20 protein-coding genes, 1 pseudogene and 1 riboswitch are annotated in these 21,735 nt (G+C 73.1%); of the genes and pseudogenes, 11 read left to right on the forward strand and 10 right to left on the reverse strand.

Annotated features, from left to right (window positions below):
* Positions 1-13 precede the first annotated feature (13 nt).
* The gene (locus AC6I72_RS01035) at positions 14-616 is read right to left on the reverse strand and encodes an ArsR/SmtB family transcription factor (RefSeq protein WP_497998712.1); all 603 of its coding nucleotides are present in this window, start codon (positions 614-616) and stop codon (positions 14-16) included.
* A 255-nt stretch (positions 617-871) separates the two neighbouring features.
* On the opposite strand from AC6I72_RS01035, the gene AC6I72_RS01040 reads away from it, so the two are divergent.
* On the forward strand, positions 872-1,699 hold the full coding sequence (locus AC6I72_RS01040) for an SAM-dependent methyltransferase (protein ID WP_497998714.1): 828 nt from the start codon (positions 872-874) through the stop codon (positions 1,697-1,699).
* A gap of 96 nt (positions 1,700-1,795) precedes the next feature.
* Here AC6I72_RS01040 and AC6I72_RS01045 read toward each other — a convergent pair whose 3' ends face one another.
* Positions 1,796-2,275, reverse strand: coding sequence for an SRPBCC family protein (locus AC6I72_RS01045; RefSeq protein WP_366724705.1), 480 nt, complete (start codon positions 2,273-2,275; stop codon positions 1,796-1,798).
* A 623-nt stretch (positions 2,276-2,898) separates the two neighbouring features.
* On the opposite strand from AC6I72_RS01045, the gene AC6I72_RS01050 reads away from it, so the two are divergent.
* Positions 2,899-3,102, forward strand: coding sequence for a hypothetical protein (locus AC6I72_RS01050; protein ID WP_497998716.1), 204 nt, complete (start codon positions 2,899-2,901; stop codon positions 3,100-3,102).
* Between the two features lie 188 nt (positions 3,103-3,290).
* A complete protein-coding gene (locus tag AC6I72_RS01055) occupies positions 3,291-7,328 on the forward strand; it encodes an endo-alpha-N-acetylgalactosaminidase family protein (RefSeq protein ID WP_498004545.1) in 4,038 nt (1,345 codons plus the stop codon).
* Between the two features lie 198 nt (positions 7,329-7,526).
* Here the strand turns inward: AC6I72_RS01055 and AC6I72_RS01060 are convergent.
* Positions 7,527-8,999 (reverse strand): annotated as a pseudogene (locus AC6I72_RS01060) (family 43 glycosylhydrolase).
* Between the two features lie 354 nt (positions 9,000-9,353).
* Between AC6I72_RS01060 and AC6I72_RS01065 the strand changes: the two are divergent.
* The gene (locus AC6I72_RS01065; RefSeq protein ID WP_037854909.1) at positions 9,354-9,773 is read left to right on the forward strand and encodes a hypothetical protein; all 420 of its coding nucleotides are present in this window, start codon (positions 9,354-9,356) and stop codon (positions 9,771-9,773) included.
* Positions 9,774-9,870: 97 nt separating this feature from the next.
* Here AC6I72_RS01065 and AC6I72_RS01070 read toward each other — a convergent pair whose 3' ends face one another.
* Complete coding sequence (locus AC6I72_RS01070) at positions 9,871-10,041, reverse strand: hydrophobic protein (protein WP_498004546.1); 171 nt, start codon at positions 10,039-10,041, stop codon at positions 9,871-9,873.
* 108 nt (positions 10,042-10,149) lie between these two features.
* Entirely contained in the window at positions 10,150-11,079 is a 930-nt protein-coding gene (locus AC6I72_RS01075; RefSeq protein ID WP_497998718.1) for a helix-turn-helix domain-containing protein, read from the reverse strand.
* Between the two features lie 167 nt (positions 11,080-11,246).
* On the opposite strand from AC6I72_RS01075, the gene AC6I72_RS01080 reads away from it, so the two are divergent.
* Positions 11,247-12,029 carry an alpha/beta fold hydrolase gene (locus AC6I72_RS01080; protein WP_498004547.1) on the forward strand — a complete coding sequence of 261 codons (783 nt, stop codon included), beginning with the start codon at positions 11,247-11,249 and terminating at the stop codon, positions 12,027-12,029.
* 147 nt (positions 12,030-12,176) lie between these two features.
* On the opposite strand, the gene AC6I72_RS01085 is transcribed toward AC6I72_RS01080, so the two are convergent.
* The 4 genes from AC6I72_RS01085 to AC6I72_RS01100 form a co-directional block, all read right to left on the reverse strand.
* The gene (locus AC6I72_RS01085) at positions 12,177-12,632 is read right to left on the reverse strand and encodes an SRPBCC family protein (protein WP_497998720.1); all 456 of its coding nucleotides are present in this window, start codon (positions 12,630-12,632) and stop codon (positions 12,177-12,179) included.
* A 357-nt stretch (positions 12,633-12,989) separates the two neighbouring features.
* A complete protein-coding gene (locus AC6I72_RS01090) occupies positions 12,990-13,847 on the reverse strand; it encodes a 5-oxoprolinase subunit C family protein (RefSeq protein ID WP_497998721.1) in 858 nt (285 codons plus the stop codon).
* Positions 13,844-14,491: a 5-oxoprolinase subunit B family protein gene (locus AC6I72_RS01095; protein ID WP_497998723.1), complete on the reverse strand. Its 648-nt coding sequence runs from the start codon at positions 14,489-14,491 to the stop codon at positions 13,844-13,846. The genes AC6I72_RS01090 and AC6I72_RS01095 overlap by 4 nt, the downstream gene beginning before the upstream one ends.
* A complete protein-coding gene (locus AC6I72_RS01100) occupies positions 14,488-15,240 on the reverse strand; it encodes a LamB/YcsF family protein (RefSeq protein WP_497998724.1) in 753 nt (250 codons plus the stop codon). Before AC6I72_RS01100 ends, AC6I72_RS01095 begins: the two co-directional genes overlap by 4 nt.
* Before the next feature lie 188 nt (positions 15,241-15,428).
* Here AC6I72_RS01100 and AC6I72_RS01105 point away from each other — a divergent pair, with 188 nt between their 5' ends.
* From AC6I72_RS01105 to AC6I72_RS01130, 6 genes are all read left to right on the forward strand, one after another.
* Entirely contained in the window at positions 15,429-16,148 is a 720-nt protein-coding gene (locus AC6I72_RS01105) for a DUF969 domain-containing protein (RefSeq protein ID WP_037854922.1), read from the forward strand.
* On the forward strand, positions 16,145-17,119 hold the full coding sequence (locus AC6I72_RS01110; RefSeq protein WP_366724697.1) for a DUF979 domain-containing protein: 975 nt from the start codon (positions 16,145-16,147) through the stop codon (positions 17,117-17,119). Before AC6I72_RS01105 ends, AC6I72_RS01110 begins: the two co-directional genes overlap by 4 nt.
* Positions 17,120-17,194: 75 nt before the next feature.
* Positions 17,195-17,845 (forward strand): pyroglutamyl-peptidase I, encoded by a 651-nt coding sequence (gene pcp, locus AC6I72_RS01115; RefSeq protein WP_497998727.1) that lies wholly within the window; start codon positions 17,195-17,197, stop codon positions 17,843-17,845.
* On the forward strand, positions 17,845-18,864 hold the full coding sequence (locus tag AC6I72_RS01120; RefSeq protein ID WP_497998728.1) for a DUF2891 domain-containing protein: 1,020 nt from the start codon (positions 17,845-17,847) through the stop codon (positions 18,862-18,864). The genes pcp and AC6I72_RS01120 overlap by 1 nt, the downstream gene beginning before the upstream one ends.
* Before the next feature lie 27 nt (positions 18,865-18,891).
* A riboswitch (TPP riboswitch) is annotated at positions 18,892-18,985 on the forward strand.
* Complete coding sequence (locus tag AC6I72_RS01125; RefSeq protein WP_497998730.1) at positions 18,975-20,378, forward strand: purine-cytosine permease family protein; 1,404 nt, start codon at positions 18,975-18,977, stop codon at positions 20,376-20,378. Its footprint overlaps the riboswitch before it by 11 nt.
* 281 nt (positions 20,379-20,659) lie before the next feature.
* Positions 20,660-20,782: a hypothetical protein gene (locus AC6I72_RS01130; protein WP_366724693.1), complete on the forward strand. Its 123-nt coding sequence runs from the start codon at positions 20,660-20,662 to the stop codon at positions 20,780-20,782.
* Between the two features lie 153 nt (positions 20,783-20,935).
* On the opposite strand, the gene AC6I72_RS01135 is transcribed toward AC6I72_RS01130, so the two are convergent.
* Entirely contained in the window at positions 20,936-21,376 is a 441-nt protein-coding gene (locus tag AC6I72_RS01135; RefSeq protein ID WP_497998732.1) for a universal stress protein, read from the reverse strand.
* Positions 21,377-21,735 lie beyond the last annotated feature (359 nt).

Genomic DNA, 21,735 nt, shown 5'->3' on the forward strand with positions numbered 1-21,735 from the left:
GGGGAGGGCGGGGTCAGGGTCTGAAGGGGAAGCCGTACAGGTGCACGGAGACGTGCTCGCGTCCCTCGGTCCCGCCTGCCGCGCGAGCGGCCTTGCCGCGCTCGCGCCAGTGCCGGGCGAGCGCCTCGAACTCGTCGCTCATCTCGGCGAGTTCGTCCGCGGTCAGTTCGAGCAGCCACTCGGAGGCGAAGGCCGCGTCGGTCCAGGGCTTTCCCCAGGCGGCCTTCTGGTCGAGGTAGGCGCGGTACTGGGCGACGCGGGTGTCGAAGATGCTCCGGGTCACCGCGCCGACGGCGGCGGCTCCCTCGGGGGTGTCCGCGAAGTCCGAGTCGCGAAAGCCCCAGCCGTCCTCGGAGGCCACCTTCCACCACCGTTCCCGGCCGTCGGCGCCGCGGTCGCCCGCCTGTGTCACGAAGCCGTGCTCGGAGAGCTTGCGCAGGTGGTAACTGACCAGCGACGGCGTCTCGTCGACATGCTCGGCGAGCTGGGAGGCGGTCGCCGTGCCCGCGGCGTAGAGCAGCCGGTAGAGCTGCATGCGCAGGGGGTTCATGAACGCCCGCAGCCGCGCGAGGTCGGTGATCTGCTCGGGCTCGTGGTCACGCTTCGTCCGCCGCATGCCCTCACCGTAGATGTGAAGTGAAAACTTCGCAATATCGCCTTCAGATGTGCCGCCACGGGCGCGAGACGACTCCGAGAAGGACGACAGGGGGCTGGGGGCGGGAATCAGGGCAGCGGGCGGCAGGGGCATGCGCGGAGTGAGGGCCCGCGGGCTGCGGCACGGCGCGGGGTGTGCGGGACGTGCGGAGTTGTGGGGGGCGGGGGGTCACGGTCTGATCGAACCGGTGGTCAACGGCCGGTCTCCCGGGGCAGGATGGCCGCCATGACGGATGAAGGCCTCTCGATCGACCCCACCAAGCCGAGTATCGCGCGCGTCTACGACTACCTGCTCGGCGGCAAGGACAACTACGCCGTGGACCGCGGGATCGGCGACGTGTTCAAGCGCGACCTGCCCGGTTCGGTGGCCATCGCCTTCGCCAACCGGGCGGCCCTGACCCGCGCCGTCGCGGAGATCTCGACGTCCACCGGGGTACGGCAGTTCATCGACCTGGGCAGCGGCCTTCCGACCGCCGACAACGTCCACCAGGTCGCGCAGCGGCACGCCGAGGACGCCCGGGTCGTCTACGTCGACATGGACCCGCAGGTGCTGGTCCACGGCCGTGCGCTGCTCCAGGAGAACGAGCGGACCCGGGTCATCGCGGCCGACGTACGCGATCCCGAGGTCATCCGTACCCACCCGGACACGCTGGAGCTGATCGACTTCGACCGCCCCGTCGCCGTCGTGTTCAGCGCGATCCTCCACCACGTCAACGACGACGAGGACCCCGCGGGGATCGTCCGCTACTGGCGCGACCAGGTCCCCTCGGGGAGCTACTTCTTCGTCAGTCACTTCCGGTCCGGTCACAACGCGGAGACCGCGGAGGCCGAGAGGGTGCTCCAGCAGACGTTCGGCCGCGGCCGGTGGCGCACGGACGCGGAGATCGCCTCCCTGCTGGACGGCCTGGAGATCCTGGAGCCCGGGATCGTCCCGGCCTCCCTGTGGCGTCCCGGCACCACGGGCGGCCCCGGGGGGCCCGGCGGCGAGCCGGAACTCACCGTCTGGGAGCGGCTCATCGCCGCCGGGCTGGCCCGGAAGGCCTAGCGTCAGCGCTCGTCGGGACGTCCGCGCTGACGCCGAGGTGGTGCCGACGGGTGTCCCCTGCGGGTCATGGAAGGGTCCCGCCGGCGTCCCGAGGGGTCACAGAGGCGTGCCGCCGGTGTCACCCGGGGTGATCCGCCCGCGCCAGGCCCCGCTCTCGCCGCCGCGTTCCTCGATGTACTTCTTGAACCGCTTCATGTCGCCCTTGACGCGCCGGTCCATCACACCCAGCAGGTCACCGGCCTTCTCCGCCATGCCGCTGGGCTCGATGTCCATCACCAGCTCGACGCGCGTGTGCGAGTCGTCGACCCGCTCGAAGCGGACCGAGCCGCGCTGCCGGGTGTCGCCGCTGGTGGTGCGCCAGGTGATGCGCTCGTCGGGGAGCTGGTCGACGATCTCGGTGTCGAACTCGCGCGTGACGCCGGACACCTTCGTGACCCAGTGGTTGTGGCGGTCGTCCAGCTGACGGATCTCCTCCACCCCGTCCATGAAGTGCGGGAAGGACTCGAACTGCGTCCACTGGTTGTACGCGGTGTGGACGGGGACGTCGACTTCCACCGTTTCCTTGACCGTGCTCATATCCGTGCGCCTCCGGTTCTGCTGATCACTTCCTGCCGGTCACTTTCCGCCGATCAGGTCCTGCTGATCAGCTCCTGCTGACCAGGTTCCGCCTGATCGACCGCGGGGGACCCACGGCCCGCCCGTCCGGCATGGTCCGCGAGTACCCGGCCCGTACGGCTTTACGACTGCCCGTCGCACCGACCTGCCGTGCGTGACCGCCCGGAGCGGCCGCAGCGCGAGCCGTACGCCCCCGACGACCCGCCTCCCGGACCCCGCCCGGGCCTCCCATCCGTCCCCCTCCGCGGCGGTGGACCGCGGGCCGGAGGCGGGCGCCGAAGTACGGTGGGCGGGGGCGAGGTTGCGTGCCGCACTCGTGCGGTCTCCGGGCGGAGGCGCACCGCCCCGGGCGCGGCGGCCCGGGGACGCGACCTGCCGGCGGCCCGGCGCGGTGCCGCCGGAGACGGCCGGGACGGCCCACCCGGCACCGCGCCCACAATGCGGCTATGGCAGCAGATCGTCCGGTTCGCGGGCCTCTGACTCGTCTGTTCCGGAGAACCTCTTCGCCCCGGGGCCCGGCAAGCGGACTGCGCGCAGGCGGGCCGGCGGCGCCGAGCGTCGCCGGACAGGTCTTCGTCCTGCAAGTGGTGCTCGCGGCGCTGCCGGCCGTCGCGGCGGCGCTGTCCCTGATCCTCCAGGTACGGCGTGACAGCACGCAGGAGGCCCGGCAGCGGACCCTTTCGGTGGCGCAGACCTTCGCCGACACGCCCGGCACCGCGGCGGCACACCGGCGGGGCTGTCGGAGCGGTGACCGCCCCGAGTACCGCCTCCGCGGCGCCACCCGGTGACCTCGACGGCTTCTGTTATCGATGCCAAGCAAGGAGAGCGGCAGTCGTCATCTCCGCACGACCCCGATCAGACGGCCGCTCAGCGCACGAGGGAACGGGGTCACGGCCCTATTGTTATCGATAACTTTGCCTTACTGTCTTCCTCCCTCTCCCGTTCAGAGCCACGAGGAAGCCCCCAGGTGGATCCCATGCCCCTGCACCACTCCCCACGTCCGCGGCGCCGCGGACGCCCGAGACCCGGCGCCGCGACGGCCGCCGCGCTCATCGTCCTCGGCACGCTCTCGGCCGGCGCCCCGCCGGCCCGGGCCGGTCAGGCCGCGGTCCCGGCCACGGCCACGGCCGCGCCCGCTCCCCCGGACACCCCCGCGACACCGGTCGAACTCACCGGCCCGGGCCTGACCGTGCGGGTGGCCGAGGAGTTCCCCCAGGTCATCTCGTACACGATGGACGGCAGGACGCTCGGCGGCCAGGCACGCGCCCTGGACACCTTCACCGTCAACGGCAAGGCGCACACCGCCACCACGACCATGAAGGCGCACGGCGACCAGGCCGTCTACACCTCCACGTTCGCCGATCTGCCGGACCTGACCATCACCTCGACGATCACGGTGACCGACCGGCACACGGTCGTCTTCGCGGTGAAGAGCATCGAGGGCGCCGCCGCCCCGACCGTCGGCCAACTGGCCGTCCCCGACCAGTCGCTCGTCTCGGTCGACTCCTCCGCCGCGCGGGCGGCACTGGCCCGGACGCGGATCTCCGCGGACTCGACCACCACCGCCGACCAGTTCTTCCCGATCACCGCGGCGACGGCCCCCGACAAGACCCCCGTCGGAACGCCGTACGGGTTCGTGAGCGACGGCGCTCTGGCCGCCGGCGTCATCACCAACGCGACCGACGACTCCGCGCAGGACAACAACGACAACTGGAACACCCGTCTGCAGTCCCGGATCGTGGACGCCGGCAACGGCGCCCGCCGGGCCGAGCTGTCCGTCGGTTCGTACACCTACGCTCCCCGGGGCGCCACCGACCGGCGGGTGCGGACGTACGCGCTGCCCCGGGCCACCGTCGTGCTCTCCGGGGACGCCAACGGCGACGGGACGGCGGACTGGCAGGACGGCGCCATCGCCTACCGTGCCCGCATGACCCGCCCGCTCGGCGCGGACCGGGTGCCCGAGCGGGTCGTGCAGCACATCCCCTTCAACTTCGCCGGCCAGGCGACCAATCCGTTCCTGAAGACGCTCGACAACGTCAAGCGGATCTCGATGGCCACGGACGACCTCGGCCAGTGGGTGCTGGAGAAGGGCTACGCCGACGAGGGCCACGACTCGGCCCACCCCGACTACGGCGGCAACTACAACGTCCGGGCGGGCGGCCTCACCGACCTGAACAGGCTCACCGCGGCCGGTGCCGGCTACAACTCCGACTTCGCGGTGCACGTGAACGCCACCGAGGCCTACCCGCAGGCCCGGCACTTCACCGAGGCGCTGGTCAAGGGCCAGGCCGACGGCTGGAACTGGCTGAACCAGTCCTACCACATCGACCAGCGCACCGACCTGGGCAGCGGCGCGATCCTCGACCGGTTCGCGCAACTGCGCAAGGAGGCGCCGGGCATCAGGACCGTCTACCTCGACGCCTACTACTCCAGCGGGTGGCTGGCCGACGGACTGGCCGCGCAACTGCGGAAGATGGGCTTCGAGGTCGCCACCGAGTGGTCGTACAAGTTCGAGGGCAGCTCGGTGTGGTCGCACTGGGCCAACGACAAGAACTACGGCGGCGCCACCAACAAGGGCATCAACTCCCGCATCGTGCGGTTCATCGCCAACTCCGACCGTGACGTGTGGAACGTCGATCCGCTGCTCGGCGGCAGCAGCATCAAGGAGTTCGAGGGCTGGACCGGCCACGACGACTTCCAGGCCTTCTACCGCAACATCTGGACCGACAACCTGCCGACCAAGTTCCTCCAGCACTACCAGATCACCCACTGGGACCAAGGGAAGTCCGCCACCCTCACCGGCGGCGTGCGGGTCGGCCTCGACGACGGACGGCGCCGGGTGTCGATGGACGGCGCGGTCGTGCTCGACGGGGACACGTATCTGCTGCCCTGGGGCGAGGCGAAGGACGGGAACGGCACCTCCTCCCCGAGCCGGGCCGACAAGATGTACTACTACAGCGGGTCGGGCGGCACCCACACCTTCACGCTGACGAAACAGTTCGCCGCCACCCGCTCCTTCACCCTGTACCGGCTCACCGACCAGGGCCGCGTGAAGGCGGGCCGGGTGCGGGCCCAGGACGGGAAGGTGACGGTCACCGGCGACAAGGACCGGTCGTACGTCCTCGCACCGGACGGTGACCGGGCTCCGCACCGCTCAGCCCACTACGGTGAGGGCACCCCCCTGGCCGACCCCGGCTTCAACGCCGGGAACCTCGACGCCTGGAGCCCCCGGGGCACGGCGGCCCTCGCCCGTACCGGCACCGGCGACAACGTGGTGCGCCTGGGCAGCGGGGTGTCCGGCGTCTCCCAGCGGGTCAAGGGCCTCACACCCGGCAGGCGGTACACGCTGAGCGCCGACGTCGAGGTCGCCGCCGGGCAGCGCCGCGCCGTCGCACTCGGTGTGCAGGGGCACGGGGTGCGGGCCCGCAACGGTTTCGACACCACCCCGCTGCGCAACACGGTGGCCGCCGACGCCAAGCAGGGCACCTACGCGCAACGCGCGTCCGTCGCCTTCACCGCCCCGGCCGGCGGTCAGGTCACCGTGTCGGCCGGCGCGGGGGCCGGGGACGCGGCGGTCACGGTGGACGACGTCCGGCTCATGGCCGACACCTCGGCACCGGCGGCGGGCGGCGGCGTCATCGCCCGTGACGACTTCGAGGGCAACCGGCCGGGCTGGGGCCCGTTCGTGAAGGGCGACGCCGGAGGCGTCACCGACCCGCGCACCAGTGTGAGCCGCCTGCACGCGCCCTACAGCCAGAAGAGCTGGAAGAACACCCACTCGCCCTACGGCTCCGGTGCCCTCGCGGGGCAGGCGGTGGACGACGTCATCGACGGCGGCCACTCGCTCAAGGCGCACGAGGAGAACACGGGGCTGGTGTACCGCACCGTCCCCGCGACGGTGCCGTTCGTGGCCGGGCACAGGTACGCGGTCTCCTTCGAGTACCAGAGCAACGTCGACGGGCAGTGGGCCTGGGTGACGGGCGCCGACCGGGTCGGGGACGGCAAGGCCGTCTCCCGGGACATCACCCGTGACGCGCTCGCCCCGGCCCTGGACACCACGACGTACTCGAAGGAGATCGTGGCGGGCTGCGGCGACACCTGGGTCGGCCTGCGCAAGCTCGGCGGTGCGGCCGGTACGGACATGGTGCTCGACGACTTCCGGGTGACCGATCTCGGCCCGGCCGGCGGCGGCGCCGCCTGCGCGAGTGTGACCACGCCCGCCGGCACCGACCTGAGCCCGGGTGTGCCCGGCGAGTACGTCACGACGTTCACCGACAACGAGGAGACCGACGCCACGGACGTCCTCGTGCGGCTCGAGGGGCTGCCCGCCGGCTGGACGGCGGCGGTCAAGGACCGTGACGGCAACGCCTTCGCGCGTGTGCGGCCGGGCGCGACGGTCAGCACCACCTGGATCCTGACCCCGCCGGCCGGCGCGGCGGGCACGTCGGCGACGTGGAAGGTGACAGCCGCCTACACGGACTCCGGGGCCGCGAAGACGGTGTCGGCGCCGGCCAGGGCCGCGGTGGCGAGCGTGCCGGTCCTGTCCCCCGGCTCGATGCGGGCGAGCGCCGACTCGGAGAACCTCTCCTCGGGAGCGGCGGAGGGACCGGTCTCCAACGTGCTCGACGGCGATCCGGGCACCATCTGGCACACCGACTACACCGAGTCCGAGGCGCCCTACCCGCACTGGGTGACACTCCGGCTGGGCGGCCCGTCCGACGTGAACGGTCTCGGCTACCTGGACCGGCAGAGCGGCGGGCAGAACGGCCGCGTTGCGGGGTACGAGGTGGCCGTCTCCGACGACGGCAGCACGTGGACGACCGTGGCCGGGGGCTCGCTCGTCGACTCACCGCAGATGCAGCGGATCTCCTTCCCCTCGGTGCGCGCCTCCTACGTGCGCTTCACCGCGCTGAACGCCCTCAACGGGCAGCCGTTCGCGGCGGCCGCCGAGATGCGGGTGTACGGCACCGTGGCCGATCCGCCCACGGGCTACCCGCCGGCCGGCCGGGCCTAGCTAGGCCCTGTCGTGACCGACATCGGTGTCCGTCGGCCGCGGCCGGCCGTCCGGTGCGTGCCGCCGGCCTCGCGCGGGGTGACGTGAGGGCCCCGTGCCGCGCACTGCGGGCGGGCGGTGGGTGACGTGACGATCCCGGGCGTTGCGCGGCGGTCCTCCCGGACCCGGTCTTCCGCCGGATCCGGGAGGGCGTCCGTGTCAGTTCGCGTAGACCTCCGCCCGGTCGACGCTGACGTACGACGCCTGGGACTGCCCGTCGTGCTCGCCCGTCACCCGCACCCGGAGGGTGTGCTTCCCGTAGAGCAGGGCCGGGCTGAGGAACTGGAGCGTCTCGCCGGTGCGGATCGCGCCGTAGTAGTCGAGGCGCTGCTCGGGTCCGCCGTCGATGCTCAGGGCCGCGTAGCCGTTGCCGGTGTCACGGACGGACAGCAGGGCGATGCGGGTGCCGGTGAAGGTGAACGTGGCGGTGTTCCCGGCGGTCGCGCTCCAGTGGTCGTCGCCCCAGAAGCACTGGACGGCGCAGCCGGTGCCGGAATTCCAGGAACCGGTGTAGGTGACGGTCCCGGCGCCGCTGGAGCGGCCGTCGTCGTTGATCCAGTACGCGCCGGGCCCGGGGTCACCGGAGGGCAGGTCCTGGGTGGCCCCCGTCGCGAGCGGGACGCCGAGGGCGGGGCTGCCGTCGGCGTTCCAGCCGATGCGCTGCGCCCGCGTGGTGCGGTCGCCGTAGGTGTAGGCCGAGGTGGTCTTGGCGTGGTAGACGATCCAGTCCTGGGTGCCGTCGGGCGAGCGGAAGAAAGCGTGGTGGCCGGGCCCGAACACACCGTGGCCGTCGGCGCGGGAGAAGACCGGCCCCTGGTGCTGCGTCCAGTTGCCGGGGACGAGCGGGTCGGCGCCGGACGGCAGGGACATCATCCACACCTGGTAGTCGGGCTTGCCGGTGTCGCAGGTGGAGTAGGTCATCCAGGTGCGCCCGTTGCGGTACAGGAACTCCGGGCCCTCCCGGACCTCCGGGCAGCCGCCGGCCGCGTCGATGGCCACGGCGTCGCCGGAGACGGTGTAGGGATTCGACAGCGGCGCGATGTTGATGCCGTTGTGCTGGTACTGGTTGATGCCGCTGTAGGCGAGGTACAGGCGGCCGTTGTGCTGGAGGATGCCCGGGTCGATGGCGAAGTCGGAGGCGTGGTTGGGCGGTACGAGCTTCGCCTTGAAGTGCTAGGGGCCCGCCGGGTCGTCGCCGTCGGACTGCGCGACGTAGATCCGGTGGTGGTCGTCGGTGCCGTCGTCGGCGGTGTAGTACAGGTACCAGCGGTCGCCGAAGCGGTAGAACTCCGGTGCCCAGATGTCCCGGTCGCGAGAGCCGTCCGTGTCGGTCCAGACGGTCACGGGAGCGGTGGTGAGCAGCGTGCTCAGGGACGGCGAGCGCCACATGCGGATGCTGCCGCCCTGGGTGGTGGTGAGGTAGTAGTTGCCCTTCCAGTAGGTCATGAACGGGTCGGGGCCGGTGTTGAGCGGGTTGCGGAACGTGCCCGCCGCTGCGGTGCGCTGGGCCGCTCGGGCGGCGGCGGGGCGCAGGGCGCACGTACCGGCGAGGATCAGGCCGAGCACGGCGAGGACGCCGAGCAGGCGCAGGGCGAGAGGGGGGTACGGGGTTCGGCGGCGTTGCGTGTGCATCAGTTGCGTGGGCATCAGAGGCTCCTTCCGGGAGGCCCGTCCGCACGCCGGGTCGCGCCGCGCGTCGGGTCCCACCGCTTTGCATCGATGCAATGACGACGATGCGCCACCGTAGGGCTGGGCCGGCACACGGTCAAGAGGGCGTCAGCGGCAGCCGGCCGGAGTCTTCAGCCTGCTCCGCGACGCAGGGGCTTCCGCATCCCCGGGCACCCGCTCCGCTGTTACAAGACAGGGACAGAGCGCGGATGAACGCCCGCCCGCGCCGTGCCCTCATTTCCAGTGACTGCGCCAATCGGCACGTAGGTGCCCTTCGGCGCGAAAGACTCTTGTCACCCAGAAAGGGGCAGATCAGTGATGGTCTCGAAACGGGGTTCTCTGCGTACAGCCGTCGTCGGTGTCATCGGCGCGGCCTCCCTCGCCCTCGCGGGCACCGCGATGGCGGCCACTCCGGCGGCGCACACCGCGGCCCGCGGCGCCGTCACGCAGCAGGCCGCGCCCGCCAAGGCCGGCATCACCGCCAAGCCGTCGGTGACCTCGGTGCGTGCCTGGCAGCTCTTCCGGGTCACGGGCCGGACCACCGGTCTCAAGCCGGGCAGCAAGGTGACCCTCCAGCAGAAGCAGCACGGCAAGTGGGTCAGCCTGCCCGCGTCCGTGAACACCTCGCGCACCGGCTCCTACTCGCTCGGCGTCAAGCTGGGGCTCAAGGGCAAGAACGACCTGCGCATCGTCAGCGGCACGGCGGCCTCGGCCGTCTTCCAGGTGACGGTCCGCTGAGCCAGGGCGCGAACCCGGCGCCGCCACGGCGCGCAGACGCGCACGGGGCCCGGCCGTCACCGGCCGGGCCCCACCCGTCCGCGCATCCGCGCCAGGCCTACCACCGGTACCAGCGGCCCCTGCGGCCGCCGGTGCCGGCGGGCCTGACCACGAAGCCCAGCAGCCACAGCACCAGCACGATCACCGCGGCCCACCACAGGACCTTCAGGGCGAAGCCGGCGCCGAAGAGGACCAGGGCGAGAAGAAGAACCAGAAGCAGGGGAACCATCGTCATCGACCTCCTGGCCACCGGATGCCCTGGCTTCACCCGCGTACGCCCGCCCGACGCGGGCTGTTTCCACGCCGGGCAGGGCATACGCGCGGCCGACGTGGCCCCTCAAGGTGCGGACGGAGCGGCGCCGTGGTCCGGGCCCACGGAGAGGGTGGCGGTCCAGGCCGTGGGGGCCAGGCCGGTCTGGCGCCGGAAGAAGGTGGTGAAGTTTCCGGTGTCGGCGAATCCGAGGCGGTGTGCGCAGGCGCCGACCGGAAGGCCGGTGTGGGCCAGCAGCCGCTTCGCCTCCAGCAGGATGCGCTGGTCGAGGAACGCCTTGGCACCGGTTCCGGTGGCGGCCCGGGTCGCCCGGGTCAGGGTCCGTACGTCGTAGCCCAACGCCTGGGCGTACTCGGAGACTTGGTGCCGGTGGGCGAAGTGCTCCTCGACGGCGGTGCGGTAGGCGCGGAAGACCGCCGTCGCCCGGCCGCCTGCCGCCGGGAGAGCCGCGCGGCCGGCCGCGTCGCGGGGTGACGGCTCGCGGGGCAGGGGACGGACGCGCAGGACCAGCGCGGCCAGCAGGTGGGCGAGCAGTGCCGGGGAGGCCAGGCGCGGCGAGCGCACCGCGGCGCGGTGTTCGCGGGCGAGGTGCTCGGCGGCCAGCTCCGCCAGCGCGAGGACCTGCGGTGACAGGCGCCGGCAGACGGGCGCGGCGGCGTCCGCCGTCTCGAGGCCGGGGTCGGGCAGGAAGCCCGGCTGGAACAGGACCAGGGGGCCGTCCACTGCCTCGACGTCGCTCCAGCGGTGCACCGCACCGGGTCTGATCCACACGGCACTGCCCTCGCCCAGCTCGTGGCGTTCGAAGTCCGCCTCGTGGCTGCCTCTGCCCCGGGTGATCAGGGCGAGGACGTGGAAGTCGGGGCGCTGCAGCTGCGTGCGGCGCCGTGCGGTGTCCATCCTCCGCAGGGACTCGAAACTGAGGACCTCCACCCCGTAGGCGGCCCCGACGGCGGGGAGGTAGCGCAGCTGCCGCACGGCAGGCTGTCCGTTTTCCACAACCACTCGTTCTCTTTCCCGCAAGGAACACAGGCGCACCGGCATAGCGTCGTCCTCGTGAGCGAGGCAGGCAAGGCGCGCCGTTCGGGCCGGTTCCGGACGGGGCCCGTCTGCCGCGACAGCGGAAAGAGGACGTGAAGGTGTCGAATACTACAAGGACGGTGGCCGTGGCGGGCGGCTCGCTGCGGGTGCGGACCGGGGGCGGCGGCAGTGCGGTCGCGCTGGTGTTCACGCACTACTGGGGCGGCTCGGCGGGCACGTGGGACGAGGTGGTGCGGCGCCTGCCGCGGGAGCAGGCGACGGTCCGCTTCGACCAGCGCGGCTGGGGCACGTCGCGTGCGCTGCCGGGCCCGTACCACCTCGACCGGCTCGCCGACGACCTGATCCGGGTGGCCGGGGAATGCGTCGGAGGCCCCTTCGTCCTCGTCGGTCACTCGATGGGCGCGAAGGTCGCTCAACTGGCCGCGGCCCGGCGGCCGTCGGGGCTGGCCGGTCTGGTGCTGGTGGCGCCCGCTCCCCCGCTGCCGGCCGCCGCCGTGACGCAGGAGTACCGGCAGGGCCTGTCCCGCGCCTACGATTCACCGGAGTCCGTCGGCCATGCCCTGGACCACGTCCTGACCTCCGTCACGCTCCCCCGGGACACACGGGAGACGGTCGTCCGGGACAGCCTCGCCGCCGCGGACGACGCCCGCACGGAGTGGCCGCTGCGCGGGATCGCGCAGGACATCACCGCTCAGGCGCGGGACATCGAGGTCCCGGTGACGGTGCTGGCCGGGGAGCACGACGCGGTGGAGCCCCCCAGCGTGCTGCGTGAGTGTCTGCTGCCCTTCGTGCCGCACGCGGGCATGACCGTCGTCCCGGGCGCCGGGCACCTGCTGCCGCTGGAGGCTCCCGGGGCGGTCGCGGACGCGGTGGGCCGCTTCGTGGCGACCGTCCCCGTCCGGACCTGAGCCGCGCGTGGCACGTGCGGCGGGCGGCCGCCCACGGCGGCTCACGGTCGGTGCCGCCGGGCGGGACGGGCACGGGACCGCCTCGGGGCGGGCTCGCCGCAGGGGGCCGGAGGGCGGCCCTGCGGCGGCCGGTCCCGGCGGGTGCTCTCACCCGGCCGTGCCGTGGCCGGCGGCCGTGCCCGCGTAGGCCGCCAGGCCTTCGGCCATCCGTCGCATGTAGCGGGTCAGGTACCACTGCCACAGCCGCCCGGTGCCGGGCAGCCTCGGTTCGAAGTCGGCCGCCCAGGTGATGTCGGTTCCGCCGTGCGGTGCCTCGGCGAGTTCGACGGTGCCCCGGTAGGAGCGGAACGGCCCGCCCGCGTTCTCGTAGACGAACCGGCGGTCGGTGACCAGCTCGGTGATGCGTTCACGGGAGACGGCCCGGCCCGTGCGGAAGATCCGGGTGTCGCCGACGTCCTGGCGCTCGGCGGGGTCACCGCCGCCCTCGATCTCGACCGAGTCGATCGGTGACCAGGCGGGCCAGGTCACCCCGATCAGGAGCATGGTGTAGACGGTCCCGGGCTTCGCCTGCGAGCGCGCGGTGACGCGGTAGTGGTACGGCATTCCGTCACGCTAGTGCGGGCACGACGGTGGGGGGATGCGCGGGATTGCGCATCCGTCGGCCTCGTCTTGCGGTGCGCCCGTCCCGCCCCGGCCCGCCCTGCCTGACGGGATCCGGCCCCCTCACCGGCTCCGGATCCGGTTTCCTTGCCCGCCCTGTATCCGGCCTCCCTGCCGCCGCCGGCCCGCCGCCGGCACGGCACCTCTGCCGTCAGTACGCGACCGCCGTCGTCGGTACGGAAACACTGCCGTCGGCACGGACCCCGGGTACGGCACCTCCGCGGCCGGGAGCGGACGTGCGGCGCGCGCCTTGCCGACGTACCCGCGCCGGGCGTCCACGCCGGGCCGGGGCGCGGTTCCTCACGCCGGCGTGAACCGCACCGGTGTCCCCGCCGGGGCCTGGGCGGCCGATGCCAGGCCGGGCTCCGTGACGACCCCGATCACCGGATACCCGCCGGTCGTCGGATGGTCGTTCAGGAAGACGACGGGGCGCCCGTCCGGGGGGACCTGCACCGCGCCGAGCACCATGCCCTCGCTGGGCAGTTCACCGGGCCTCGCCCGCTGCAGCGGGGGCCCCTCGGTGCGCAGGCCGACGCGGTTGCTGTGCGGGGAGACGCGGTACGTCGCCGAGAACAGGGTGCGCAGCGCGGCCGCGGTGAACCAGTCGGCGCGGGGCCCGGGGCGCAGGGGCAGGACGAGTTCGCCGGGCGGGGCGGGCCAGGGTACGGCGCCGGGCAGCGCCGTCGGCCCGGTGGGGGCGCCCAGGGGGAGGACGTCTCCCGCGCGCAGGGGATCCGGGCCGAGCCCGGAGAGCAGGTCGGTCGAGCGGCTGCCGAGGACCGGTGCGACCGCGACACCGCCGGCGACGGCCACGTACGAGCGCAGTCCCGCCGTCACGGTTCCGGCGTCGAGGACCGCGCCGGCGGGCACGTGCACCGGTGTGCCCCAGGCGGCGGGGCGGCCGTCGACCGTCACGGGGCAGGGCGCGCCGCCGACCACGACGGTGACGGCCCGGCGGGCGCGCACGGCGCAGCCGGTCACCGTGGTCTCCAGGGCGGCGGCGTCGGGGTCGTTGCCGAGCAGGCGGTTGGCGAGGCGCAGGGCGGGCGCGTCCAGCGCTCCGGAGCGCGGGACGCCCAGGTGGGCGTGGCCGGGCCGGCCCGCGTCCTGGACCGTGGTGAGGGCGCCGGGGCGTACGACGGTGATCTCGGAACTCATGCCGTCCCGTCCTCGGCGACGAACCTCACCCGGGTGCCGGGGGTGAGGAGCGCCGGTTCGTCCCGGGTGAGATCCCACAGCCGGCCGGGGTCGGGCATGGTGCCGATCAGCTGCCAGCCGCCCGGGGTGGCGCGCGGGTACACGGCCGTGTAAGGGCCCGCGAGGCCGACCGCGCCGGCCGGTACCCGGGTGCGGGGGGTGTCGCGGCGCGGCACGTGCAGGGTCCCGGGCAGGCCGGTGAGGTAGCCGAACCCGGGGGAAAACCCGCAGAAACCGACGCGATAGGTGTAGGTGCAGTGACGGGCGGCGACCTCCTGGACGCCGATCCCCCACAGAGCGGCCACCTCGGCCAGATCGGGCCCGTCGTAGCGGACGGGTATCTCGACCACTCCCCCGGCGTCCTCCATCCGCGCGGGGACGTCCCAGTGGGCGAGGAGGCGGGCCAGCGCGGCGGGGTCGGGGACGCCGTCCAGGAGGACGGTCCGCTCTCCGGGCACGATCTCGCCCACCGGGGGCAGGGCGCCCGCCGCGCGGCGGCGCAGGAGTTCGGTGTGGAAGGCGGCGGTGCGCTCGGCGTCGGGCAGGTCGACGAGGAGGGCGTGCCGGCCGGCGGTGCGCACGGTCAGGAGCGGCTCGCCCGTCATGCGAAGGCTCCGACCTCCACGCCGGCGCTCTCCAGCGCGGCGCGGACCCGGGCCGCGATGAGGGCCGCACCCGGCGTGTCGCCGTGCACGCACAGGGAGCGCGCGGCGACGGTGACGCTCGTGCCGTCCACGGCCTGGACGACGCCGTCGACCGCGAAGGCGACCGCTCGGCGCACCACGGCGTCCTCGTCCGTGATGACGGCGTTCTCCCTGCGGCGCGGCACGAGGGTGCCGTCCGGCGTGTAGGCGCGGTCGGCGAAGGCCTCGGGCACGGCGGTGAGCCCCGCCTCTTCCGCGGCGGCGAGCAGGCGCGAGCCGGGCAGGCCGATCACGGGCAGGCCACCCCCCGCGAGGACCACCCCGGCCACGACCGCGGCGGCCTGCTCGTCGTCGTGGACGGTGTGGTTGTAGAGAGCGCCGTGCGGTTTGACGTAAGCCACGTCAGTGCCTGCCGCCTGTGCGAAGACGCGCAGCGCCCCGATCTGGTAGGCCGTCTCGGCCGCCAGTTCCTCGCCGGGCACGTCCATGGCGCGCCGTCCGAAGCCGGCCAGGTCACGGTAGGAGACCTGGGCCCCGATCCGTACTCCGCGTTCGGCGGCGAGGTCGCAGACGCGGCGCATCACCGAGGGGTCGCCGGCGTGGAAGCCGCAGGCGACGTTGGCGCTGGTGACGACCGACAGGAGGGCGTCGTCGTCGGTGAGGGTCCAGCGTCCGAAGCCTTCACCGAGGTCCGCGTTGAGATCGATCACGCCTCGAAAGTAGACGATTGTTGAACGATCCGACAAGGGGTGCCGTGGCCGCCCGGAGACAGCGACGTGAATTCACCCCTTGTTCGATCGTTCAACGATCGCCTAGGGTCCGTGCATCCCCCTGGAACCGGAAGCCCGGCTCCGCCCCTGCGGGGCACCCTGTCCCCAACGCCTGAAGAAGGCCGCGCATGATCGTTCTCCTCGGTGTGGTCGTGGTGATCCTCGGATTCGTCACACGCCGCAATCCCGTCCTGGTCGTGGGCGTCGCCGGGATCGTCACCGGACTGCTCGGCAGGATGAACCCGCTGGAGGTCCTCGCGGCCTTCGGCCGGTCCTTCGCCGACAGCCGCTCGGTCACCGTCTTCGCCATCGTGCTCCCCGTGATCGGCCTCCTGGAGCGCTACGGCCTGCGTGAGCAGGCCCGCAACCTCATAGGCCGTCTCGGCAGCCTCAGTGCCGGCCGCTTCCTCACCGTCTACCTGCTGGTCCGGCAGGTCACGGCGGCCTTCGGCCTCAACAGCATCGGCGGTCCCGCGCAGACCGTGCGGCCGCTCGTCGCGCCCATGGCCGAGGCGGCTGCCGAACGGACCACGGGCGCGGCGCTGCCCGAGCGCCTGCGCGAGAAGGTGCGCTCCTACGCGGCCTCGGCGGACACCGTCGGTGTCTTCTTCGGCGAGGACTGCTTCATCGCGATCGGCTCGATCCTCCTGATCACCGGTTTCGTGAACTCGACGTACCACCAGGAACTCGAACCGACCCAGCTGGCGCTGTGGGCGATCCCGCTCGCCGTCTGCGCCTTCCTCATCCACGGCGCCCGTCTGCTGCTCCTGGACCGGCAACTGGAGCGCGAGATGGCGCTCGCCGCCGCGGAGCACGACCTGCCGCTGCCGAAGGGAACCGCCAAGTGATCAAGGTCGAATGGCTCTACTGGCTGGTGGGCCTCGTCTTCGTCGTCATGGCCGTGCAGATGGCGGCCGACCGCAGCAACCCGAAGCGGTGGACGTCCGCGGCGTTCTGGGGGCTGCTCGGCCTCACCTTCCCCTACGGCACCGGCGTCGCCAACGGCGAGGCGCACAACGGCGGCTGGACCCTGCCCGCCGAACCGCTCGGTGTGGCGGTCCTGGTGCTGATCGTGCTCGCCGGGTTCAACTTCCTCGGCAAGGGCGTCCCGGTGACCACCACCGCCGAGCAGCGCGAGGCCTCCGCCGCCCGGCTGGGCAGCCGGATCTTCATCCCGGCCCTGACGATCCCGCTGGTCGCGATCGTGTGCGCCTCCGTGCTCGACGACTCCGGGCTGTTCGAGACGGGCAAGGCCACGCTGATCGGCCTCGGCGTCGGATGCGTCGTCGCCCTCGTCGTCGGCATGCTCGTCACGGGTGAGAAGAAGCTCTCCGTGCCGCTGCACTCCGGCCGCTCCATGCTGGAGGCGATGGGCTCCGCGCTGCTGCTGCCCCAGCTCCTCGCCGTCCTCGGGTCGATCTTCGCGCTGGCCGGGGTCGGCACCCAGGTCGGCAAGATCGTCGACGACGTGCTGCCGGACAACTCGAAGTACCTCGCGGTGATCGCGTACTGCGTCGGGATGTTCCTCTTCACGGTGATCATGGGCAACGCGTTCGCCGCCTTCCCGGTGATGACCGCGGCGATCGGCTGGCCCGTCCTGATCGAGCAGATGCACGGCAACGAGGCGGCCGTCCTCGCCATCGGCATGCTGGCCGGTTTCGCCGGCACGCTGTGCACGCCGATGGCCGCCAACTTCAACATCGTCCCGGCCACCCTGCTCGAACTGAAGGACCAGTACGGGCCGATCAAGGCGCAGATCCCGACGGCACTGCCGCTCCTGGTCTGCTGCACCGTGATCATGGCGGTCTTCGCCTTCTGAGCCGCCCGGCCGGCACCGCGCGCCGGGCCGCCGCGCCGGACCCGTCCCACCGTCGTCCCCCGTGAAGGAAGTCCCATGACCCGTGTGCTCGTCACCGGCTTCGCCCCCTTCGGCGGCGCGACAGTGAACCCCTCCTGGCAGGCGGCCTCCCTCCTGGCCGCCGAGCCGCCCGCCGGGCTCACGGTCACCGCCGCCGAACTCCCCTGCGTCTTCGCCACCTCCCTCGGCGCGCTGCGGGACGCCGTCCGCGCCTGCGCCCCCGACCTGGTCCTCTGCCTGGGCCAGGCGGGCGGCCGTCCCGGCGTCACCGTCGAACGCATCGGCATCAACCTCGACGACGCCCGCATCCCCGACAACGACGGCGCGCAGCCGGTGGACGAACCGGTCGTGCCCGGCGGCCCCGCCGCCTACTTCTCCTCGCTGCCCGTCAAGGCCTGCGTCGCCGCCGTGCGCGCGGCCGGGGTCCCGGCCGCCGTGTCCCACACCGCCGGGACCTTCGTCTGCAACCACGTCGCCTACGGCCTCGGCCACCTGATCGCCACCGAGTTCCCGCACGTCCGCGGCGGTTTCGTGCACGTGCCCTGGGCGCCCGAGCAGGTCACCGACGGCACCGCCCCGGCCCTGGAGCCCGCCACCGTCGCCCGCGGACTGCGCGCCCTGCTGGTCGCCGCCGCCACCACCCCGGCGGGCCAGGACCTGAAGACCACCGAGGGGGCCACCCACTGATGCCGCTCACCTCCTACGCGGAGCCCTTCGCCCGGCTCGCCCTCGCCAACATCACCCGCGAGTACCCCAACTTCCCCGCCCACCTGGTCACCTCGGCCGGACAGGACGTGCGGCCGAGCACCCTCCACCCGGCCTTCTACGGTGCCTACGACTGGCACTCCTCGGTCCACATGCACTGGCTGCTCGTGCGTATGCTGCGCCGTCACGGCGCGACGCCCGCCCTGGCCGGGACGGCGCCGTTCACCGAGGTGCTCGACCGGCACCTCACCCCGGACGCCCTCGCCGTCGAGGCCGCCTACCTCCTGGAGCGGCCCTCCTTCGAGCGGCCCTACGGCTGGGCGTGGCTGGTCGCGCTCGCCGCCGAGTGCCGGGCGTACGGGGGCGCCGCCGGCGCACGCTGGAGCGAGGCGCTGGCACCGGCCGTCGCCGCCGTCGACCGGCTGCTGGCCGACTGGCTGCCGAAGGCCACCTATCCGGTGCGCCACGGCAACCACCCCAACAGCGCCTTCGCGCTCGGTCTCCTCCTGGACACCGGGGAACTGTCGGCCACGACCACCGAGGCCGTGCGCGAACGCCTGCTGGCCTGGTTCGCCGACGACCACGACGCCCCCGCGCACTGGGAGCCCTCGGGCCAGGACTTCCTGTCGCCCGCGCTGAGCGAGGCCGACGCGATGCGCCGGGTGCTCGACGGGGAGCGGTTCGCGCAGTGGCTCGACCGCTTCCTGCCCGCGCTGCGCTCCGGCGCGCCCTGCCCGCTCCTGGACGTGCCCGTCGTCTCCGACCACGCCGATCCGCAGATCGGTCACCTGCTGGGCCTCGCCCTGAGCAGGGCCGCCGCACTGCGGTCGATCGCCGGGGCGCTGCCGGCCGGCCCGGTCCGCAGCCGCCTGGCGAAGGCGGCCGACGCGCACCTCGCCGCGGGCCTGCCCGCCGTGGAACGCGGCGACTTCACCACCGACCACTGGCTGGCCACCTTCGCCGTGCTGGCGCTCGACGTGCCGGACCCGGGCGAGGCCTGACGGCGGGCCGGGCTATCCTGGCGGCCGTACCTGGACACGGGGTGCCCCCGCAGGGGCTGAGATCACACCCGTCGAACCTGAACCAGTTAGGACTGGCGGAGGGATGTCACATGTCATGGCCGCATGCCCGCACCGAGCCGGCCGTCGCCGGCCCGCGGCACGTCTTCGACGGGCGGATGCCGACGGCACCCGGTGATCTGCGGATGGAGGCACGCGGCATCACGCCGGTGCCCGAGGACAGCCGCTACGGCGGTCCGGGACGGCTGTTCACCGTCTGGTTCGCCCCCAACCTGACCATGACCGGCGTGTTCACCGGCACCGTCGGCATCGCGCTCGGACTGGACGCCGCCACCGCTCTCGCCGCCGTGGTGCTCGGCACCCTGCTCGGCGCGGTGCCCACCGCCTACCTGGGCACCTGGGGAAGCCGTACCGGCGCGGCGCAGATGCCGCTGGCCCGGCTGGCCTTCGGCGGGGCCGTCACCGTGCCGGCCGCGCTGCAGTGGCTGTCGTCCATCGCCTGGGACGCGCTGATCGGCCTGTTCGGCGGGGAGGCGCTGGCCCAGTTGTGCGGCTGGCCGTTCTGGGCCGGCGTCCTGGTGATGATGGCCGGCCAGGGCGCCCTGGGCGTGCTCGGCTACGAGGCGATCCACCGGCTGCAGACGGTGATGACGTTCGCGCTCGCCGCGGCCTTCGCCGTCCTCGCGGTCAAGCTCCTGGACCACGCCCACCCGGCGGCCACGGCCGGCACCGCACACGGCGCCGACAAGGCCGGCGCGTTCGTCCTGACCTGCACGATCGCACTGAGTCTGGCCCTGTCCTGGGCCCCGTACGCCAGTGACTTCAGCCGTTATCTGCCCCGCTCGGCGTCCCGTCCGCGCATGTTCTGGTGCACCCTGCTCGGCATCGGCCTGTCCTTCGTGGCGGTGCAGGCGCTCGGCCTGTGGGGCGCCGCCGAGTTCACCGACCAGACCGCCCACGGTGTCGACGCACTGCTCGGCGGGGGCCCGCTGGGCGCCTTCGGACTCCTCTCGATCGCGCTCGCGGCCCTGTGCAGCAACGCCATGAACGACTACAGCGGGTCGCTGGCGCTGCAGACCATGGGCGTACGCCTGCCCCGGCCGCTCGCCGCCGCCCTCGCCGCGCTGCTCGGCTTCCCGCTGGTGCTGTGGATGCACGCGGCCGACACCACCGCCCGCTTCCAGAACGTCCTGCTGTTCGTCGGGTACTGGATCCCCGCGTTCCTCGCGATCGTCATCGTCGACTGGGCGGCCCGTGCCCGGGCCCGCGGCGGCCGCCCGGTCGAGCTGTCGCACGAGACGGCCCGCCCGCAGTCCTGGTGGCCGGCGCTCACCGCGTTCGTCGTCGCCTTCGCCGTGTCCGTGCCGTTCATGAACACCGGCCTGTACACCGGACCGGCCGCGCGGGCCCTGCACGGCGCCGATCTCGCCTACCCGGTCGGATTCGTGGCGGCCCTGCTCGTCTACGCGCCGCTGCGCGCACGGCGTCGGCGCTGAAGGCACGCGCGACGCGCTCGGGGCGGCGCGCCGGAGGGCGGGAACCGCGTTACCACCGCCGGGGGCGCCGCGCCACGGGAAGGCGCGGGAAGACGGCACCCTGGCCAGGACGCCCGGGACGCGGCACGGGCGCGCCGCTGCCGCCCCGGTCAGGGCCTCAGCAGTCACACCGGCAACGAAGTGCGCTTTAGCCCATTCGGCCCCACACTGAGAAGTGCCTCGCCGCGTGCGGCTCGCGGGGCCGGGTGAAGAGTCCGCCGGTGCTCCCCTCGGGAGGCTCCATGGTTCTGGTAGCGCTGTGCACTCCGATCGCGATGATGCTGCTCCTGCTGGGGATGGACGCCTTCGAGGAACTCCTGTCCCGCTGGTCGACCGATCCCGACGAGGAGCAGCCGGAGCCCTGACCCCGGCCGTCCTGGAGTGTCCTCAAGAGCTGCGGACAGTGATTCGTCGACACAGCGGAACAGCGCTCGGTAAGTCGTCCGGAGCGCTGTTCCGTCATGTGCGGGGCCGCGATGGAGCCGCCCTCGGGGGTCAGCTCTCCGGGGCCTCGGTGCTCAGTTCCGCCCGGTCGCGGTGCCGTCCTCGGGGGCCAGGAGGACGGCGATCCGGCTGGCGTGGGCGACGGCGTCGCTGACCCGCGGGCTGATGAATGCCTCCAGGGCGCTGCGGTGGTGGTGGCCGAGGACCAGGAGGTCGGCCTGGAACTCCTCGGCGGCGGCGGAGATGGCGGTGGCGATCTGCGTGGTCAGACCGCCCGCGACGGCGCCCTCGGCGTCGACGCCCGAGTCCCGCAGCGTGGTGACGGCCTCGTCGACGACGGTCTTGGCCTCCGCGTCGTTCTCCAGGGGGACGACGGCGGCGAGCGTGGCCGCGGTGGGGGCGACGTGCAGCACCCGGACCTTGGCGCCGGTCAGCCGGGCCACGTCACCGGCCAGCCGGACCGTGGCGTGGCGGGCGGGGCTCGGGTCGACGGCGACGAGAACGCGGTGGAACATGAGCTGACTTCCTTGTCTGTACGTGTTTCTGAGTGCTCTTCGGGTGTTTCTCCGGAAGTGTCTTCGGGTGTGGCCGCAGGTGTGCTTCCGGGTGGGGCCGTCCCGATCGCACCGGGGCCGGTGCGATCGGGACACGTCGTGAACAACGCGACAGCAGGGATCTGTTCCACGAGGCCGGCCCGTCTCGTCCCCCGCGCCGCCGCCCGGCCCGGTGGCGGGAAACGGCCACAGCGTAAAACCGCCTCGTCCCGTCCTCTCCCCCCAGCGGTCCGTCTGCCAGGGTGGTGCCCACCGCAGCACCAACCACCTTCCGCGATCCGGCTGTTCACGCATGCCCGCACGGGCGGATCGCGCAGACG

This window comes from Streptomyces sp. Xyl84 (assembly GCF_059731885.1).

What these genes read in the sequence shown, in the direction of transcription:
- pcp (WP_497998727.1), top strand. Translation starts at nt 17,195, where the DNA reads ATGACCCGTGTGCTCGTCACCGGCTTCGCCCCCTTCGGCGGCGCGACA.
- AC6I72_RS01125 (WP_497998730.1), top strand. Translation starts at nt 18,975, where the DNA reads ATGTCATGGCCGCATGCCCGCACCGAGCCGGCCGTCGCCGGCCCGCGG.
- AC6I72_RS01035 (WP_497998712.1), bottom strand. Translation starts at nt 616, where the DNA reads ATGCGGCGGACGAAGCGTGACCACGAGCCCGAGCAGATCACCGACCTC.
- AC6I72_RS01045 (WP_366724705.1), bottom strand. Translation starts at nt 2,275, where the DNA reads ATGAGCACGGTCAAGGAAACGGTGGAAGTCGACGTCCCCGTCCACACC.
- AC6I72_RS01105 (WP_037854922.1), top strand. Translation starts at nt 15,429, where the DNA reads ATGATCGTTCTCCTCGGTGTGGTCGTGGTGATCCTCGGATTCGTCACA.
- AC6I72_RS01095 (WP_497998723.1), bottom strand. Translation starts at nt 14,491, where the DNA reads ATGACGGGCGAGCCGCTCCTGACCGTGCGCACCGCCGGCCGGCACGCC.
- AC6I72_RS01135 (WP_497998732.1), bottom strand. Translation starts at nt 21,376, where the DNA reads ATGTTCCACCGCGTTCTCGTCGCCGTCGACCCGAGCCCCGCCCGCCAC.
- AC6I72_RS01040 (WP_497998714.1), top strand. Translation starts at nt 872, where the DNA reads ATGGCCGCCATGACGGATGAAGGCCTCTCGATCGACCCCACCAAGCCG.
- AC6I72_RS01120 (WP_497998728.1), top strand. Translation starts at nt 17,845, where the DNA reads ATGCCGCTCACCTCCTACGCGGAGCCCTTCGCCCGGCTCGCCCTCGCC.
- AC6I72_RS01065 (WP_037854909.1), top strand. Translation starts at nt 9,354, where the DNA reads ATGGTCTCGAAACGGGGTTCTCTGCGTACAGCCGTCGTCGGTGTCATC.
- AC6I72_RS01090 (WP_497998721.1), bottom strand. Translation starts at nt 13,847, where the DNA reads ATGAGTTCCGAGATCACCGTCGTACGCCCCGGCGCCCTCACCACGGTC.
- AC6I72_RS01085 (WP_497998720.1), bottom strand. Translation starts at nt 12,632, where the DNA reads ATGCCGTACCACTACCGCGTCACCGCGCGCTCGCAGGCGAAGCCCGGG.
- AC6I72_RS01130 (WP_366724693.1), top strand. Translation starts at nt 20,660, where the DNA reads ATGGTTCTGGTAGCGCTGTGCACTCCGATCGCGATGATGCTGCTCCTG.
- AC6I72_RS01055 (WP_498004545.1), top strand. Translation starts at nt 3,291, where the DNA reads ATGCCCCTGCACCACTCCCCACGTCCGCGGCGCCGCGGACGCCCGAGA.
- AC6I72_RS01070 (WP_498004546.1), bottom strand. Translation starts at nt 10,041, where the DNA reads ATGGTTCCCCTGCTTCTGGTTCTTCTTCTCGCCCTGGTCCTCTTCGGC.